The sequence below is a fragment of the Pseudoalteromonas sp. APC 3224 genome, from assembly GCF_030407535.1.
Lineage (GTDB): Bacteria > Pseudomonadota > Gammaproteobacteria > Enterobacterales > Alteromonadaceae > Pseudoalteromonas.
Map to the genome: position 1 here is coordinate 44280 of NZ_JASDDF010000026.1, position 16504 is coordinate 60783.

Below are 16504 nucleotides of genomic sequence, written 5' to 3' on the forward strand. Positions count from 1 at the left end.
GGCCTAGATTACTTTTATTAACTCAGCATATTAGAAACGCATTGTTACACCAAGTTTATAACGTGCTTCACCTTCAAAGCTCCACACTGGGAAGTCATTGAGTAGATCAGGGTTTGGTAATGATGTTGATGCATCATTATTACCAAGCTGAATACTGTCTTCCTCTGTTAAGTTAATACCTTCGAAAGTAACATCTAAGTAGTCAGTTACAGAGTACGTTGCACTGAAATCTAGCTGTCCGTAGGCTTGATGCTCACGGTTACCATACCAACCTGGTGCTTCACGAATAATAAACTCTGAACGCCAGTTATATGCTAAACGTGCAGAAAAATCATCATTTTCATAAAAACCAACTACGTTGTAGCTATTTTTCGATGAATCAGAAAATACACCAACACGGTCCGGGTAGTTCTCTGCTGGAGCCTCAGCATCTGAATAGGTATAGTTAAATGAATAACCAAAGCCGTTATCAAACGAATCTTGAATTTGGAACTCAATACCTTCAATTGAACCACCTGTGCCGTTGGTAGAAGAGCTCACAGTCCAACAGTCATATTGCTGCGCGCCACATGGTGGTTCGCCTGCATCTGGGTTGGTTGTATAAACTGGGATATCAATACCAATTTGTTGATTCGTTTGTTGTTGTGTAGAGATAAACGAACTTACTTCTTTAGTAAAGTAAGTGACGCTTAACATTGCATCGTCATCAAAATACCATTCAACACCGATATCAGCTTGGAATGCTTTAAACGGGCTTAAACCAACGTTACCAGTATTTAAAACTTCATTTAAAGGGCGATTATCTGTATAGCCAGCTAGATTACGCGTTGCAAATAAGTCAGCGTAATTAGGACGAGAAATAACTTGTGCTGCCGAGGTACGTAAAATGACGTTGTCAGCTAAGTCCATAACGACGTTTAAGCTTGGTAAGAACTCACTGTAATCTGCTTTATCTGTAGATAAGGTAGAATCGTAAACACCTTCATCGCTTAAGTCATAGTAATCTGACGAAATATCAGTTGAGATGTAACGCACACCTAAATTACCGCGAATACCACCTGCGTCAAAATCAGCCATCGCATAGATTGCTAAATTTTCTTCTTCAATGGTGCCATAAGCTTGTGGGCGTGCAGTATAACCTTCAGTCATTGCTAATGAATCAGCAATCATTAAATCCATATCAGGTTCAGGTATAACAAAGCCACCGCCCGCAGTCACTGTACCAGGGTAGTATGCAGATGCATTTCGCACAGGCACTAAATCTGGGTTTACAATAGCAGCATTACCATCTTGAACAACTTTATGATCGGCATATCTTAAACCAGTTTTAATAGCAGTAACCACACCAAGATCAAGTGGAATTTCGAAATCTAAGTTTAAGTAGCTTTCTTCATCTGAATCAGGATTATATTCAGGCGCCCATGTTTGCGGACTGATGGTATCAGGTAAAATGCTCGCATCGTAAGATTGGTTTGCTAAATTAAATTTAGTCACATCACCAGTCATATCCATAGAGCCATTTAGATCACTATTGTTATTAGTAAACATACCATAGTTTGCAGTTGTTACGTCACTGTCAGCACTGGTTTTACCTACGCGACCTTTAAATGTGAATGACTCTGCATCATATTGCCAGTCAAAATCAACCGTATCAGACTTCATGCTTGCTTTACGCGCCCATGTTTGGAAAAAAGCAGTGCCATTTCCGTCAATTGTGCGAGAGACACAATTACCTGAAGCATTAGTTTGCTCACATGAGCCGTCGCCTGGGAAGATAATTATTTGCGAGTTAGCATTATTTGCATCTAGCTCTAAGCTAGTGTAAGTCAGGCCTAATACAAGCGAATCTGATGGCTGGTATTGCATGGCAACATTATAAGCTGTACGTTCACGTGCTTGTTGGAATGTTGTTGGTGCCATACCGCCACTCCAACCACCTGATGATTCAATACCGTTACGTTGGTAATCTACTTCTGATAAAGAACCCGCCGCTAAGATACCAAATGTTTCATTATTATTTTTCCAGCTGTATAAGCCAGAAAGTTCAGGATCTGTCTCTTCAGAAACTGTACCATAATCAGCTTTTACACTTGCAAATACAGTGTTTGCATCTAAATCTAGAGGTTTACGTGTTTTAACAATAACAGTGCCACCAATACCACCTTCAACTAGATTAGCCTGTGACGACTTATAAACTTCTAAGCCGCCGACTAATTCTGACGGTAATAATGAGTAGTTAAAACTGCGGTCTACGGCTTGTTGGTCAAACCAACTTGTTGACGCAACTGTATGACCATCAAGCAATGTACGTGTAAGTTGTGCTGAAGCACCACGTATCGATACTTGCTGACCCTGTCCAAATTGACGAGATACACTTACACCAGAAATACGACCAAGAGATTCACCTACATCGCCATCAGGAAACTTACCAACATCTTCCGCTGTTACAACATCAACAACAGCATTAGAAAAACGTTTTCCGTTTAAGTTTTCTTTATTTGAAGCGCGTATACCGCGTACTTCAATGACTTCAACATCATCTTGAACTTTAACTTCATCGGCTGCGAATGCAGCACCAGTAAAGCCAGCTCCCACAACTAAGCCGATATTTACTGCTAATAAGCTTTTTTTAAAATTTTTAGCTAACACAGGATTCCCCTCGAATCATTTTATTGGTTTTGTTTATCATTTTGCCTAACCGCCATGACAGCGCTGTCATAGTAGTAACAAACCATACATGCTAAATTACAATTTTGCTACATTTTTCCGCTCTTTTTGTATGAAATTTAACTTAATTATTATTAAGTCATTGATTTTAAATTGATTAATTATTTCATAAAAAAGCAGAGTTCGCCCAAGAATTACTCTCTATACTAGGTATGTAAATAATGACATGTTTATACTTAATGTATTTAAAATAAGAGAGATTGCGAATAGCAGATAAGATTAATGGGTTATATAACTCTGCGCCGAACCAAAATTAACCTACTGTTTTTATTGATAAATATAAGTTTAGTTAGTGACTTTTAAAAATATAAGAGCATTAAAAAGGTACTTAGCTTAAGGGAAATATTTAAACTTCAAATGTTTACAGCACTTTGTTATTAATTGATTAATGACAAAAACATGTCGCAATAAAAAAGGCCAGTAGCAAAAGCAACTGACCTTTCATTAAACCATCAATACAACATGGTTTTAAAGCACCTAGTTTAGACTAAATTAAGGTGCCCAATACACTTCAATGTTGATCTCAGGGTGATTTAGAACTGCACGTAACGGCATATCATTAACATTACCACCCGCTAAAGCTTGCTTATAAACAGCCAGCTTTTCATCGCCACTAATAAGTAATTTAACTACTTTAGACTGTAAAATTGCATTCAGCGTTAAGCTCATTCGTTCGGTAATACTACCTGTTACATCACTCTCAATTGCGTTAATAGCACACACAAGTTGGTTTGAATCTAAGCCGTTTTCCAGCCCTTGAGCATGTGGAAATAACGAAGCAGTATGTCCATCAGGGCCCATCCCTAAAATAGTAACATCAAACGGGCGCTTTAATGCTTGAAACTGCGCTTCACACGAATCAACACCTTGCTCTGCAGTGGCTGCTGCATTTTTCATACTAATAAAATTAGCCGCTGCCCCATGGTTTTGTAGCAAAGTACGCTTAATGAATGCTTCATTACTCTTTTCGTGACTTGCCTCAACCCAACGTTCATCAACCATAGCAACATCAACATGAGCCCAGTTTAAATCAAGGGTTGATAAATGCTTGTACGCAGGTTCAGGTGAAGATCCGCCTGAAACCATTAGCACTGCACGGCCATCAGCTTCAACCCCATTACGTAAGGCCTGCTCTAATGACTGAGATAATTCATCAGTTAAAGCGGCTTTATCGTCAAAAAACTTTTCTACTATTTTTGCCATTACTTATGCCTTATCACCGGTGTTAAACCAAACATGGTTATTCTCTGCTAATAAATCATCAGCGTCTTCAGGACCCCAACTACCCGCTCGGTACAATGAAGGTTTACCCTTCTCTTGCCAACGTTCAATAATTGGATCAATCCACTTCCAAGCTTGGCGTACTTCGTCGCGGTGAATAAATAACGAAGGATTATTAGCGGCTGCATCAAGCATTAAACGTTTATAAGCATCTGAATGGAAACCGTTACTATACGCTTGTGACAATTCAATATTCATCGTTACAGGTTCAAGTTGCATATCCAAGTTATCAAGACGCTTTGACATCAGCGTTAACTGAATGCTTTCTTGTGGCTGTAAGCGAATAATCAAACGGTTTGGTTCAATATTGCCTACGCTGTCTTCATAAACGTTATGTGATACTTTTTTATATTGCACTACAATTTCAGCGCAGCGCTTCGCCATGCGTTTACCAGTTCGCAGATAAAAAGGAACGCCCGCCCAACGCCAGTTATCAATATGCGCACGAATAGCAACGAAAGTTTCGGTTTTACTCGCCCCTTCGTTTAGCTCTTCAAGGTAACCTGGGACTATTTTACCGTTTAAATCACCGGGTACGTACTGACCACGAATAATATTATTATCAACATCTGTATCTTCAAGTGGACGTAATGCTTCTAATACTTTTAATTTTTCATTACGGATGCTGTTAGCGTTTAACTTATGCGGTGACTCCATAGCCACTAAACAAAGTAGTTGTAACAAGTGGTTTTGCACCATGTCACGCAAGGCACCCGCTTTGTCATAAAAACCAGCACGGCTTTCAAGTCCTACTGTTTCTGACAAGCTAATTTGAATATTATCAATCGATTTAGCATCCCACATGTTCTCAAATAATGAATTTGAAAAACGCAGAGCCATTAAGTTTTGAACCGTTTCTTTACCTAAGTAGTGGTCAATACGGAAAATTTGTTCTTCGTTAAAATACTGTGCAATTTTCGCATTAATCACTTCGGCTGACTCACCGCAGTAACCAATTGGTTTTTCGACTACAACGCGCGAGTTGGCAGTAATTAGTTTTTTAGTTGATAATATTTCACAACAGGTGCCATAAACAGCAGGTGGAAGAGATAAGTAAAATACTCGCGATTTATCGCTGTCGTCTTCATCTAGAATTTTTTTCAGTACATCCCAGTTATCATCAGCTTCGGTAACATTGCTCACTACGGGTACTAAAAAGTCTGAAAACGATTTCCAATCTTTGGCGTTATATTCGCCTTCACTTAAAAATTCTTGTAAAGCTTTGTGTGCTGTATCGATGTATTCATCGCATTTACTTTGTTCGCGCACGGTAGGCAAAATACGTGAGCCTTGCGGTAAGTTACCTTCTTGATATGCTCGATACATTGCAGGAAGTAATTTGCGTAACGCAAGATCACCACCGCCCCCAAAAATTATAATATCAAAAGGATTAAGCATAGTTACTCTCTACGTTTATGCTACCTGCCACTACCGTATTGGTAATCAGTTATAGCGGTTTATTATCTGGATAATGTAGGCCTCAGCACAAAGCCTACTAATATTGTTCGTATATGCGCGATTAAAAATGGGTCTAGGGACACTGTAATTCCTCTCACAAAAATACAGGCCCTAGGACTCCAGCGCTACCCGTTCAAAGGTATTTGGTTACTTATTGTGTAATAAGTGAATATGTTACTGCGTACGGTATTGTTTGTAGTACGCCATTAAGCCTTGTGTTGAGCTGTCGTGCTCATTAACCACGTTATCATCGGTTAATTCAGCTTCAATTTTAGATGCTAAGCCTTTACCAAGTTCTACGCCCCACTGATCAAATGAACATATTTGTAAAATAATACCGTGACAAAAAATCTTGTGCTCATACAGTGCAATTAATCGACCGACCGCTTTTGCATCAATCGTGTCTAATAATATAGACGTTGTTGGGCGGTTTCCTTGGTGAATTTTATGCTTTAGCAGCATTTCAATTTGTTCAGGCGTTTTGCCTTTGGCTGTTAAATCAGCCGTTATCTGCTGTGCATCGACCCCGTTCATTAGTGCTTCGGTTTGTGCAAAAAAGTTCGATAATAAAATATCGTGATGCTTATCTACGTTAACCTGAGGCTTTACAGAGCCAATAAAGTCCGCAGGGACAATGACATTGCCTTGGTGCAAACATTGATAAAACGCATGCTGACCGTTTATCCCTGTCATACCCCAAATGATTGGCACGGTAGTGTATGGCACTGTCTGTCCATCAAAGGTTACATGTTTACCATTACTTTCCATTTCACCTTGTTGCAAATATGCTGGCAACATATGCAGGGCTTGGTCGTATGGCAAAATAGCTTGCGAATCAAACCCTAAAAAGCTGGTATTCCAAACACTGAGTAGCGCCATAATTAAAGGAATATTCTGTTCTAGCGGCGCCGATTTAAAGTGCTCATCAACTTCAGACGCTCCCTCTAAAATGGCCTCAAATGCTTCAAACCCAGCATAAAGTGCAATAGGTAAACCAATGGCACTCCAAAGTGAAAAACGACCGCCAACCCAATCCCACATGGTAAATACGTTTTCGTCACTAATACCAAATGCAGCAGTCTTTTCTAAATTAGTGCTTACTGCAACAAAATGCTTTGCTATAGCGCTGTCATCCTTTGCACTGTCTAAAAACCAATCAACCGCTGTTTTTGAGTTAGTCATGGTTTCTGAGGTAGTAAATGTCTTTGACGAAATTACAAATAACGTGGTTTCAGGATCTACTTTATCTAATACTGAAGCGATTTGTACGCCATCTGCGTTTGAAACATAGTGAACGTTTAATGGCTTATCAACCACTGCTTTAAGTGCTTCAGTTGCCGTTTGCGGCCCTAAGTTTGAACCACCAACACCAATGCTAACCACATCTTTTACCGCTTTTCCGGTGTAACCTAGCCATTGACCACTTCGCACTTTTTCAACAAAGGTCTTAATTTTGGCAAGTTCGCTATCGACCGCTTCTGTAATATTTTCGCCGTCAACAATAAGCGGTGCATGAGCGCGATTTCTGAGCGCAGTATGTAAAACCGCACGGTCTTCGGTGATATTAATTTTTTCACCGATAAACATTTTTTCACGCCAGGCTTCAATGTTGCATTCTTTCGCTAATGAAATTAATTGACCAAATACGTTTTCATCTATGCGTTGTTTTGAGTAATCAAACAACACACCTGGAATTTGAGTAGAGAATTGAGAAAAACGAGAATCGTCTTGTGCAAATAAAGTTTTCAGATGTGTTTGTGTCATCTTTTGTGCACTATTTTCTAGTGCTTGCCAACTTACTAACTCAGAACGGCTCGCCATGTAAATATCCCCTAATTAATTAATCTATTGATTTTAAGCGTTTTATTTTATTTTTTACGACACTAAACAAGCGAATTTTGTAAAAAGCAAAGCCCGACATTATAACTTAAATGGTCTAAATTGCGTTATTTTTATGGGCTTTGATGCAGATAATAGCGCAATTTTTTGCTTTTGACACCGGTATCATAAAATTAAAAATTGAATTTAACAACTGTTCGCCTCCTCTGAACAATGAACATTTTATTAATATTCAATTAAAGCATACAAAAAAAAGACCGACACATGTCGGCCTTTTTCTTTTATTAGACTATTAATTGGTCAAAGCTAAACCACCGGATAAGTTAAAAACGCGGTTATAACCAAGTTCAATTAAGTTTGCCGCCGCAATTTTTGAACGGTTTCCGCTGCGACACACCAATATATATTGATTTTTTTTATCTAGTTGGCCTTGGGTAAGTGCATAAGCCATTCGACTTAAAGGAATATTTAAAGTTTTAGCCACAGGCACATCGAGCAATCCACTGATATTGTTAGCGCCATGCTCATAAGACTCTCGCGTATCAATTAAATATACATTGTTACGTGAGAGCAATTCTTTAGCTTGATTAAAACTAAGCTGCGAAGTTTCGACTTTAGGCTTTGCATTAACATAGCCACAAAGCGTATTTGCTGGTGTGTGTTGTTGCGAGTCCGCTTGTTGTTTTTGCATTGCAAATTCGGTATGGCTGATATCACCTTTAATAAGCGCTTTTAATAAAGGTGTTTGCTGCTGTTGCACAGCCCAATTCATAGCAAAACACTGTTGATAATCATGCCCAGAGCACACCACGCTGCTTGGATTAAGCTCTGCCGCTAAATGAGTAAGAGAGTGTGCCATTTGCATCGCATCTCCCCCATCAAGTACTGTATTACCAAGCCCTGCAGGTAAAATTAAATCACCACAAAAGCAGTACTGTACATCGCCGTTATTGGCTTTTAATAAATAACTCACGCTATCTTGGCTGTGCCCGGGCGTCGATAGCTTTACAAGTACTTGTTCAGTTAGTTGCAATTGTTCACAGTTAATAGGCCAGCCTAATTGATCAACTTCGCCAGCCACTAAGTTTTCTTTAAGTGCGCTGCGCATTAAATCAAGAGCGCAGTGACGATCTTGGTGCTCATGCGTGTTTAAAATAGCGGTAATAGTTAGATTTTGCGTTTTCACTATTTTTTCAAATCGAGGGATCAGTTCAATAATTGGGTCAATAACAAATGCCTGTTGATCGTCAGCTACATACAACCAACTGCAAGCACCTTGATGTCTAAATTGGGTAAGCCCCAAGGCACATACTTCTTGTGCTACCAAGCTACTATCAGAAATAACCAAACAATTTGCTTGTAACACTGTTTTAAGTGCACGAATTTGTTCACATGCATAGTCTATTTGCGCCATAGTGGCGGCAGGTCCAAACGATAAACGAATCGCATTTTCACTTTGCCACTGTGAGGCTCCCATCGCATCAAGTACAAAGCTTTGAGTTGCGCCCGTGCTACAGGCTGAGCCACCGCTGACTCTAATACCTGCAGCGTCAAATAAATCAATAACTTCTTTACTGGTTAAATCATTAACCGCAAAGTTTAACGTTGTGGGTACTGAGTAGGTAAAGTCATGGTTAAAAGTAATACTTCCAAAAGTATCAACTAAAGCGTTATGTAATTTATCGCGATACAAATTAAGTACATCTGCTGATTTAAAAGTATCGTCTTGTTTATCAAGCAGCAAACTAAACAGCTTATTTAGCCCTGCAATACCGGGCAGGTTCTCTGTACCTGAGCGCATGCCACTTTCTTGGCCGCCACCAGCAATAAACGGCGTATATGGACTACCTTGACGGATATACAATAAGCCTATGCCTTTAGGTGCATAGAGTTTATGCCCTGAAAAAGGTGCATAATCAATCGTTGTTTCACTTAAATTGAGCTGTTGTTTACCCAGTGCCTGCACACAGTCAACCATCCAAGTCACATCGTTATTACGACTGCGGATCACATCTTCTATAGCACTTAAATCTTGGTATACACCGGTTTCATTATTAACAGCCATAGTACAAATCATCAGGGCGTTATCAATATGCTGAGCAATAAAGTCTAAATCTAAAATACCGTCTCGGTTAACCGGAATAGCAATAATTTCAGCATTAATTTCAAGCACGGCATTCCAATGTTTTAATGTATTAGGCACCGCTTTATGTTCAGTTGCTCCGTACAATAAAACCGGTTTAGATTTTGTGTGCTGTTTGGCATTAATTAAGGTTGATACGATAGCAGTTTGAATACCTTCGGTCGCACCTGAGGTAAATAATATATCGCCCTGCTGCGCACCAATCACGCTGCGCGCTTTTTGCCTCGTTTGTTCTAATAAGTGTTTGGCTTGAATACCGGTTATATGGGGACTTGAGGGATTACCAAAACAAATTTGCATCGCATGGCACACAACCTCTGCAATACATGGCAATACAGGTGTGGTCGCATTTGCATCAAGATAAACTTGGTTGTTGGGTTCATCTGGCAATAAAAACTCTGACATTAAAAACGCACCTTATTACTAAAAAATATATCTTATTTCCAATAGTACATAGTTTTAAAAGGAATGAATAATAATCTTTAGTAATTAAAGTGCGTTTACTATACTTTTTAGTTACCGAGCTCTTCTGCGAGTTCTTCATGTGTGGATGACCACGCCTTAATAAGCGCTTTTACTAATGATGCTAATGGAATAGCAAAAAACACCCCCCAAAAGCCCCACAGCCCACCAAAAAATAGTACGGCAACAATAATAAACACCGGATTTAAATCAACCGCTTCAGAGAACAATAAAGGGACTAACACATTGCCATCAAGCGCTTGAATAATGCCGTAAATAATTAAAATGGTCCAAAACTGGGTTTCTAAACCAAACTGAAACAGCGCCACCGCCGCCACAGGTATAGTCACCAGCGCAGCACCAACAAATGGAATAAGCACCGAAAAGCCAACTAACACACCAAGCAGCGCCGCATAACGTAAATCCAATACCGTAAAGGCAATAAAAGACACCGAGCCAATAATTAAAATTTCGAATACTTTACCCCGAATATAATTCATTATTTGCTGATTCATTTCATGCCACACTTGCAAAATTAAGCGTCGTTGGCGCGGGATCAGTTTAGCAATGCTGGCACTGAGCTCTACTTTATCTTTCAGCATAAAAAACACCAGTAGCGGTACTAAAATAAGATAAATTAACCACGCAACAGCATCTTTTAATGAATTGAGCGATGCCGACAGCACCACTTGGCCAAATTCAAGCACTTTGGTCTCTACCGTTACCACAATAGACTGTACTTGCTCTGCGCTAATAAGGCTGGGATATTTAGCTGGAAGGTCGAGTAAAAACGATTTACCTTGCTCAACCATATGCGGTGTTTCTTGCACTAAGTTACTACTTTGCTGCCAAAGCACCGGGCCAATAACTAATATTAAGGTGAGCATAATACCAATAAATATCAGCATGACTATGCTAGTGGCAGTAAAACGCTTTAAGCCAAATCGCTCCAAGTGAACTACAGGCCAATCTAACAAATAAGCAATGATCAGCGCCACTAACACAGGCACAATTAATGGGCCAAAAAAGTACAACATGGCAACCAGTGCCAATAATAAAAAAAGTAAAGTTACTGAATTAGGATCAGAAAACTTTTTTTCATACCATGCTTTTACATATTCAAACACGCAACGGCTCCACTAATAACAACGCTTGTTGTTTATTTAACTTGTAATAATACATTTTTTTTTGCAAATATCGTTCAATATCATCTGTATTTTGCTCGCTTGAGATATTAAAGGTAATTGCTTGTTTTAACGATATTGCCTCACGCAGCCCTAATTTAAACTGAATAAATTGCTGAGGGCATTTATAAGCGCGCAAATCTAGCTCTAGCATACTCGTTTCACTACCTGTTCACATTAATAATAAGTCCTATAGCTGGGCTAACTAAGATTAACCGCAGTTAAATTTAACTTTTTCTTAAAACAACCTCTGCAATGGTTTATCCTTATAGCATAGTTAGCTAAAAGGATACGTTAATGCCTAATTCGCATAATAAAGCGCAATTGCCTAGCAATCCAACTCTCAAAGAAATTAATTGGTTTAAAAAGCAAATTAATTGGGGAGAGCTGCCGCATTTTTATCATTTAGTAGCCTCATCGGTAAGTGAGTGTGAAAGCATTTTAGATCACGGGTTTGATAATGCTATAAAGCGTATCATCGACAAACGCAATTGGAACCTAGAGTCCTTGGGTATCGACCCAAACGAGCTTTTTGAGAAAGAGAGTAATAACAAGCCACGAATTTCGTTGCATCAAGTATTTACCGAACGCGGTTTTGAACTACAAGCGTTTCCTTATTCTAATGATACTACCATCGATAGATACGCTCGACATGATGAGTCAATGGAATTTATATTATGGGATCCATTAACCATGAAAACTGTGATTCGCATTAATCAACTACATAAATTCATAGGTTTTTATTTAGAACAAGGCGATGAAGCAGACAAAGCGCTAATATTGCATTCACATAAAGTAGTTCATAAGATTATTGCTTTTTTACAAACTCAATTGAACATTGTTAAGGTTGATGGGGTCACAATAAAGTCGTTTTATCAATTATGTGAAAAGGACAGCCGTTTATATACAGATGATCCAACAAGTGCCCCTGATAAAAAATAAACAAGGAATATAATGCAACTAAAATCCGCCTTTATCACTTTATGCAGTGCAGTGCTTACATTTAGCCTACTAATGAGTGAGCCGTTAAAGGCACAAACAAATCTTCAACTGCCCGACTTAGGCACGTCTGCGCTGCAGGCATTACCACTGGAGAAAGAAAGAGCGATTGGTGAAGTGATGATGATGCAGATCAGAGGGTCTTCACCATTAATTAACGATCCAGTGCTTGATGAGTACCTAACAACCTTAGGCCGAAAATTAGTTGCGAACGCCAATGATGTACGCTTCGGTTTTTCATTTTTTTGGTTAAATAACCCAGAAATTAACGCATTTGCATTTTATGGCGGTCATGTAGGTGTTCACACAGGCTTAATTGCTCAAGCCGATAACGAAAGTCAGTTTGCCTCAGTACTTGGTCATGAAATCGCGCACGTAACACAACGCCACTTAGCAAGGCGTATTCAGCAACAACAAGACAATAGCGGTCTCACCATTGCCGGTATGATAGCCGGTATTTTAGCAACCGTTGTAGCCCCAGATGCAGGCATAGCAATTATTTCAGCCAGCCAAACACAGTCGGCATTTAGCCAACTCACCCATAGCCGCTCTGCCGAACAAGAAGCCGATAGAATTGGCATGCAAACCCTTAACAATGCAGGATTTGATGCAAGAGCTTCTAGTGAATTTTTAACTAAACTGGCAGCGCAAATTCGTTATAAATATAAACCCCCGGCGTTTTTACTCACTCACCCGCTACCAGAAAGCCGCGTGTCGGATGTACGTTTGCGTGCCGAGCAATATCCAAAACGCCAAATAGGTTCAAGCCTTGATTTTAATTTAGCTAAAAGCCGTGTACTAGCACGCTACGATAACGAGCCGGAAAATGCAGAGGCCTTATTTAGAAAGTTAATGCGCGAAAATACCTATAACAACGTAGCACTACAGTATGGTTTAGCAATTAGCTTAGTTGATCAAAAGAAAATGGATGAAGCGCAGCCTATCCTAGATGAGCTATTGGCAAGTGATCCTAAAAATTTATTTTATATTGATACAAAAACAGATTTGCTAATTGCACAAAAAAAAGCAGCTGAAGCAGTTAGTTATTTAAGTGAGTTAAATAACTACCGGCCAAACAACCAAGTAATTACTTTAAATTTTGCAAACGCCGCGTTGGAAGCTGAGCAATATGAGTTAGCCGAAAATGTACTAAAGTCATTTTTATTAGAGAAGCCAGATCATAGTCTAGGTAAGCAGCTTTTAACCGATGCCTATAAAAAGCAAGAAAAATTAGCCGCGTATCATGAAGCAAACGCCGATGTGTTGTCGCAATATGGCGCATATTTAAAAGCGGCTGACGAAATACAAAAAGCACTTAATTTTGTTGAGCCAACTGAAAATGTGAAACAACAGCGTTTAAAAGCGTTACTCACACAATATCGGTTATTACAAAAAGAGCTTGCAAGGCTTTAAGTATTTGGCGAGTTCACCTAAAATAGCCACAATTTATACTTTGGATTTATTTTTATGTCAGTTACTATTTACCATAATCCGCGCTGTTCAAAATCACGCGAAACACTTAAGCTATTACAAAGTAAAAACATTGAACCGAGTGTTGTTGAATACTTAAAAACACCGCTTTCTCATGAGCAAATTAGTACCTTAGTTTCTCAACTTGGGTTTAATTCTGCACGAGATCTAATGCGTACCAAAGAAGAGCAGTACAAAGCCCTTAATTTAAAAGATGAAAATGATGAGTCGGCACTAATTGCTGCCATGGTGGAACATCCAAAATTAATTGAACGCCCCATTGTTGTTAGCAACAACAAAGCAGCCTTGGGTCGCCCGCCTGAAAACGTATTAAGCGTTCTATAATGAGCACAACCATTGTGGTGCTGTACCACTCAAGCCATGGCTCTGTAGAAGCCATGGCGCATGAAATTGCAGAGTCGATAGAACAACAAGGCGCAACCGCCTTGCTGCGCACGTTTGTGGCTAAAAACCCGCACGACATTGTGATAAATAAAGACGATTTAGTTGCTTGTGATGGGCTTGCATTTGGTACACCTACCCGCTTTGGCATGATGGCCGCACAGGCAAAGACATTTTGGGAAACCACCAGTGACCTGTGGCTTAAAGGCCAACTTATAGATAAGCCTGCCTGTGTGTTTTCATCATCGAGTAGTATGCATGGGGGAAATGAAGCAACCCTACTTAACTTGTCACTGCCGTTATTACATCACGGGATGATGTTAATGGGGGTACCTTACGATGTACCAGAACTTCTTGGCACCGAAACTGGAGGCACACCTTACGGCGCTTCCCACGTTGCTGGCAGCAGCAACAGCTCTACCCTAAGTAAAGATGAAATTAAAATATGTCAAAGCGTAGGCAAACGCTTGACGCAAGTAGCGAGTAAACTTAAATGACCCAAAAGAGCGAGTCTGCTAAAAAGCCAGTGACCGTAAAATTTCAGCGCCTAGCCTTATTTGGTTATTTTGGCCTGCTGATTTTAATGCCACTATGGATGTTTGTATTAGCCCCCAGAGAAGGCCACAGTAACGCCTTTCTTTTTTTAGTCTATGTGCTACCACTGTTATTACCTTTAAAAGGCATACTGCAAGATAAAACCTACACTTATGCGTGGGCTAATTTTATCGTTATGTTTTATTTTATTCATGGCTTTACATTGCTATGGGTTGCTCAAGATGAACTCGTATGGGTATTACTAGAGTTACTTTTCGCCTCGTCTATGTTTATTGGCTGCACTTACTATGCACGCCATAGAGGACAAGAGCTTGGACTTAAGATTCGCAAGCTTAAAGATGAACTTGCTGAAGAAAAAGCAGCGCATGAACACGATAAAAACAACTCATAGCTAGCAGCTCAAAACATAAAAAACGCGCTTTATTAGCGCGTTTTTTTGTAATTAAATAAATGGTTAAACTAACTCGCTTAAAGCAGCTAACCCCACTATGCAAGCTAAACCTAGCTGGGCTATAAGGCTAAAAGCCGATACCACTCTTAATAAAAACAATCCCCAAGGATGTTTAATATGCGGGTACAACGAACAACGCTTTAAATTTGTCGCAAAGAAAAAACACACCACCGCCGTCATGGTCATAAAAAGAGTAAGCTCACTTTTTATAGTGATGTTTTCATCAAAAAAGAAAAACAACTGAAGTGGTAGCAATAACGCCACAACCGCGTGTAATACATGCACTTTTTTAATTCGATCTAACTGCCCTTCTGGCGATAATTCTTTAATACCAAAATCACGTTCAAGGCATTTAACTAAGTTACTGGCTTTGATACTTACCGCTAAACGGTAACAACTTAATCCGTCGTTATTACGCGCTCTAAAATCATACCCTGCTTTAAGCAATAAAATCATTAACGATTCATTTTTACTCATCACCGCGTAATGCAGCGCTGTATTACCTTTATTGTCGACGGCTTTTTTATCTTGGTATTGCAGGAGCATTTCTATTACATTTACATAGCCTTTTTCTGCAGCCCACATAAATGCTGTTTTGTTATCTTCATCGGTCAAGGTACCCGTCGCACCTTGTTCAATAAAGCGCATGGCCATGGTTTGCTTAGCTTTTTTCTTGTTTAAATGGGCAAGTAAGGCATTTTCTAACAACACAATAGAATCAACATCAGGCGAAACCTGAGTTAATAAAGTAAAGTAATCTTTGCCTGCAGCTACCTTTTCGCTGGTGAGCTCTGCTAAATAGTCAATGTCTGCAATCGACTGAGGAATATACGCACTTAAGCGTTCTCTAAAGTCGACCTCTTGCCAAATAGATAGGGTGTCTGCTGCCGACAACTTGGCACCCTGTTCTAGGGCATGCTCTATTAGAGTGAAAAAGCGTTTACTAAAAAATAGGCTAATCAATGAAAGCGGCGTTTCAATATTATTTTGTGCCGATACACTTGCGTATTTTTCAAGTCGCTGACACAGCATTAACACAATATTTTCTATGCTGTAGTCATTAGCAAAATAGTGCTCTTTAAGTGCTGCAATATAGACTTGTGCATCCTCATCATATTCACAAATATGCTGAAAGTAACATTCTTCAAACGGCTCTAGGGGGGTTAACCAGGTTAAATAATAAATTGGGGGCAAAACCGTGGTGCAAACACCATCATCTTCTTCAGTAGAACGACAGGCAGGCCAAGCTTCTAAAGCATCTAAAATGAAGGCACCGTTTTGTTCAACCAGCCCTTTGACCAGTAACGGGTATTCCTTTGGCCAAATTAGTACATTTTCCATTAAAACAACACAACTCCAGTGTAGCTCGGGTGAGTGGTCAGTTATAACAGTTTTTAGCTGACACCACGCTTAATCAAAGAAGCCGATATTCTAACACAGCTAGGTTGCCAAGCTAGCGTAAACTCGTGCAATATAGGCCAAAATACAAAAGCAACTAACGACATGGGCCATTAGCTGCTTTTACGGTTGGAG

Annotated in this window: 13 protein-coding genes; 5 read left to right on the forward strand and 8 right to left on the reverse strand. The window is 39.6% G+C overall.

The window, feature by feature from the left end; genetic code table 11:
* Positions 1–30: 30 nt before the first annotated feature.
* The 7 genes from QL989_RS12955 to QL989_RS12985 form a co-directional block, all read right to left on the reverse strand.
* On the reverse strand, positions 31–2649 hold the full coding sequence (locus tag QL989_RS12955; RefSeq protein ID WP_054201152.1) for a TonB-dependent receptor: 2619 nt from the start codon (positions 2647–2649) through the stop codon (positions 31–33).
* Between the two features lie 570 nt (positions 2650–3219).
* Entirely contained in the window at positions 3220–3930 is a 711-nt protein-coding gene (gene pgl / locus QL989_RS12960) for a 6-phosphogluconolactonase (protein ID WP_290170715.1), read from the reverse strand.
* A gap of 3 nt (positions 3931–3933) precedes the next feature.
* Positions 3934–5406, reverse strand: a complete 1473-nt coding sequence (gene zwf / locus QL989_RS12965; protein WP_178956255.1) for a glucose-6-phosphate dehydrogenase — start codon at positions 5404–5406, stop codon at positions 3934–3936.
* A 234-nt stretch (positions 5407–5640) separates the two neighbouring features.
* Positions 5641–7287 (reverse strand): glucose-6-phosphate isomerase, encoded by a 1647-nt coding sequence (gene pgi, locus QL989_RS12970; RefSeq protein ID WP_290170716.1) that lies wholly within the window; start codon positions 7285–7287, stop codon positions 5641–5643.
* Between the two features lie 310 nt (positions 7288–7597).
* Positions 7598–9853 carry an aminotransferase class V-fold PLP-dependent enzyme gene (locus tag QL989_RS12975; protein WP_290170717.1) on the reverse strand — a complete coding sequence of 752 codons (2256 nt, stop codon included), beginning with the start codon at positions 9851–9853 and terminating at the stop codon, positions 7598–7600.
* A 107-nt stretch (positions 9854–9960) separates the two neighbouring features.
* Entirely contained in the window at positions 9961–11037 is a 1077-nt protein-coding gene (locus QL989_RS12980; protein ID WP_008113005.1) for an AI-2E family transporter, read from the reverse strand.
* Positions 11030–11248 carry a hypothetical protein gene (locus tag QL989_RS12985; protein ID WP_008113003.1) on the reverse strand — a complete coding sequence of 73 codons (219 nt, stop codon included), beginning with the start codon at positions 11246–11248 and terminating at the stop codon, positions 11030–11032. The genes QL989_RS12980 and QL989_RS12985 overlap by 8 nt, the downstream gene beginning before the upstream one ends.
* A 143-nt stretch (positions 11249–11391) precedes the next feature.
* On the opposite strand from QL989_RS12985, the gene QL989_RS12990 reads away from it, so the two are divergent.
* Genes QL989_RS12990 through QL989_RS13010 form a run of 5 tightly spaced genes read left to right on the forward strand, consistent with a single transcriptional unit; the run spans position 11392 to position 14911 of the window.
* Positions 11392–12036, forward strand: coding sequence for a hypothetical protein (locus QL989_RS12990; RefSeq protein WP_178956260.1), 645 nt, complete (start codon positions 11392–11394; stop codon positions 12034–12036).
* A 12-nt stretch (positions 12037–12048) separates the two neighbouring features.
* Complete coding sequence (locus QL989_RS12995) at positions 12049–13506, forward strand: M48 family metalloprotease (RefSeq protein ID WP_290170718.1); 1458 nt, start codon at positions 12049–12051, stop codon at positions 13504–13506.
* A gap of 54 nt (positions 13507–13560) precedes the next feature.
* Complete coding sequence (gene arsC / locus QL989_RS13000; protein WP_290170719.1) at positions 13561–13908, forward strand: arsenate reductase (glutaredoxin); 348 nt, start codon at positions 13561–13563, stop codon at positions 13906–13908.
* On the forward strand, positions 13908–14462 hold the full coding sequence (wrbA, locus tag QL989_RS13005) for an NAD(P)H:quinone oxidoreductase (RefSeq protein ID WP_131691238.1): 555 nt from the start codon (positions 13908–13910) through the stop codon (positions 14460–14462). The genes arsC and wrbA overlap by 1 nt, the downstream gene beginning before the upstream one ends.
* On the forward strand, positions 14459–14911 hold the full coding sequence (locus tag QL989_RS13010) for a DUF2069 domain-containing protein (RefSeq protein ID WP_138607763.1): 453 nt from the start codon (positions 14459–14461) through the stop codon (positions 14909–14911). Before wrbA ends, QL989_RS13010 begins: the two co-directional genes overlap by 4 nt.
* A gap of 63 nt (positions 14912–14974) precedes the next feature.
* On the opposite strand, the gene QL989_RS13015 is transcribed toward QL989_RS13010, so the two are convergent.
* Positions 14975–16312, reverse strand: coding sequence for an ankyrin repeat domain-containing protein (locus QL989_RS13015; RefSeq protein WP_290170720.1), 1338 nt, complete (start codon positions 16310–16312; stop codon positions 14975–14977).
* Positions 16313–16504 lie beyond the last annotated feature (192 nt).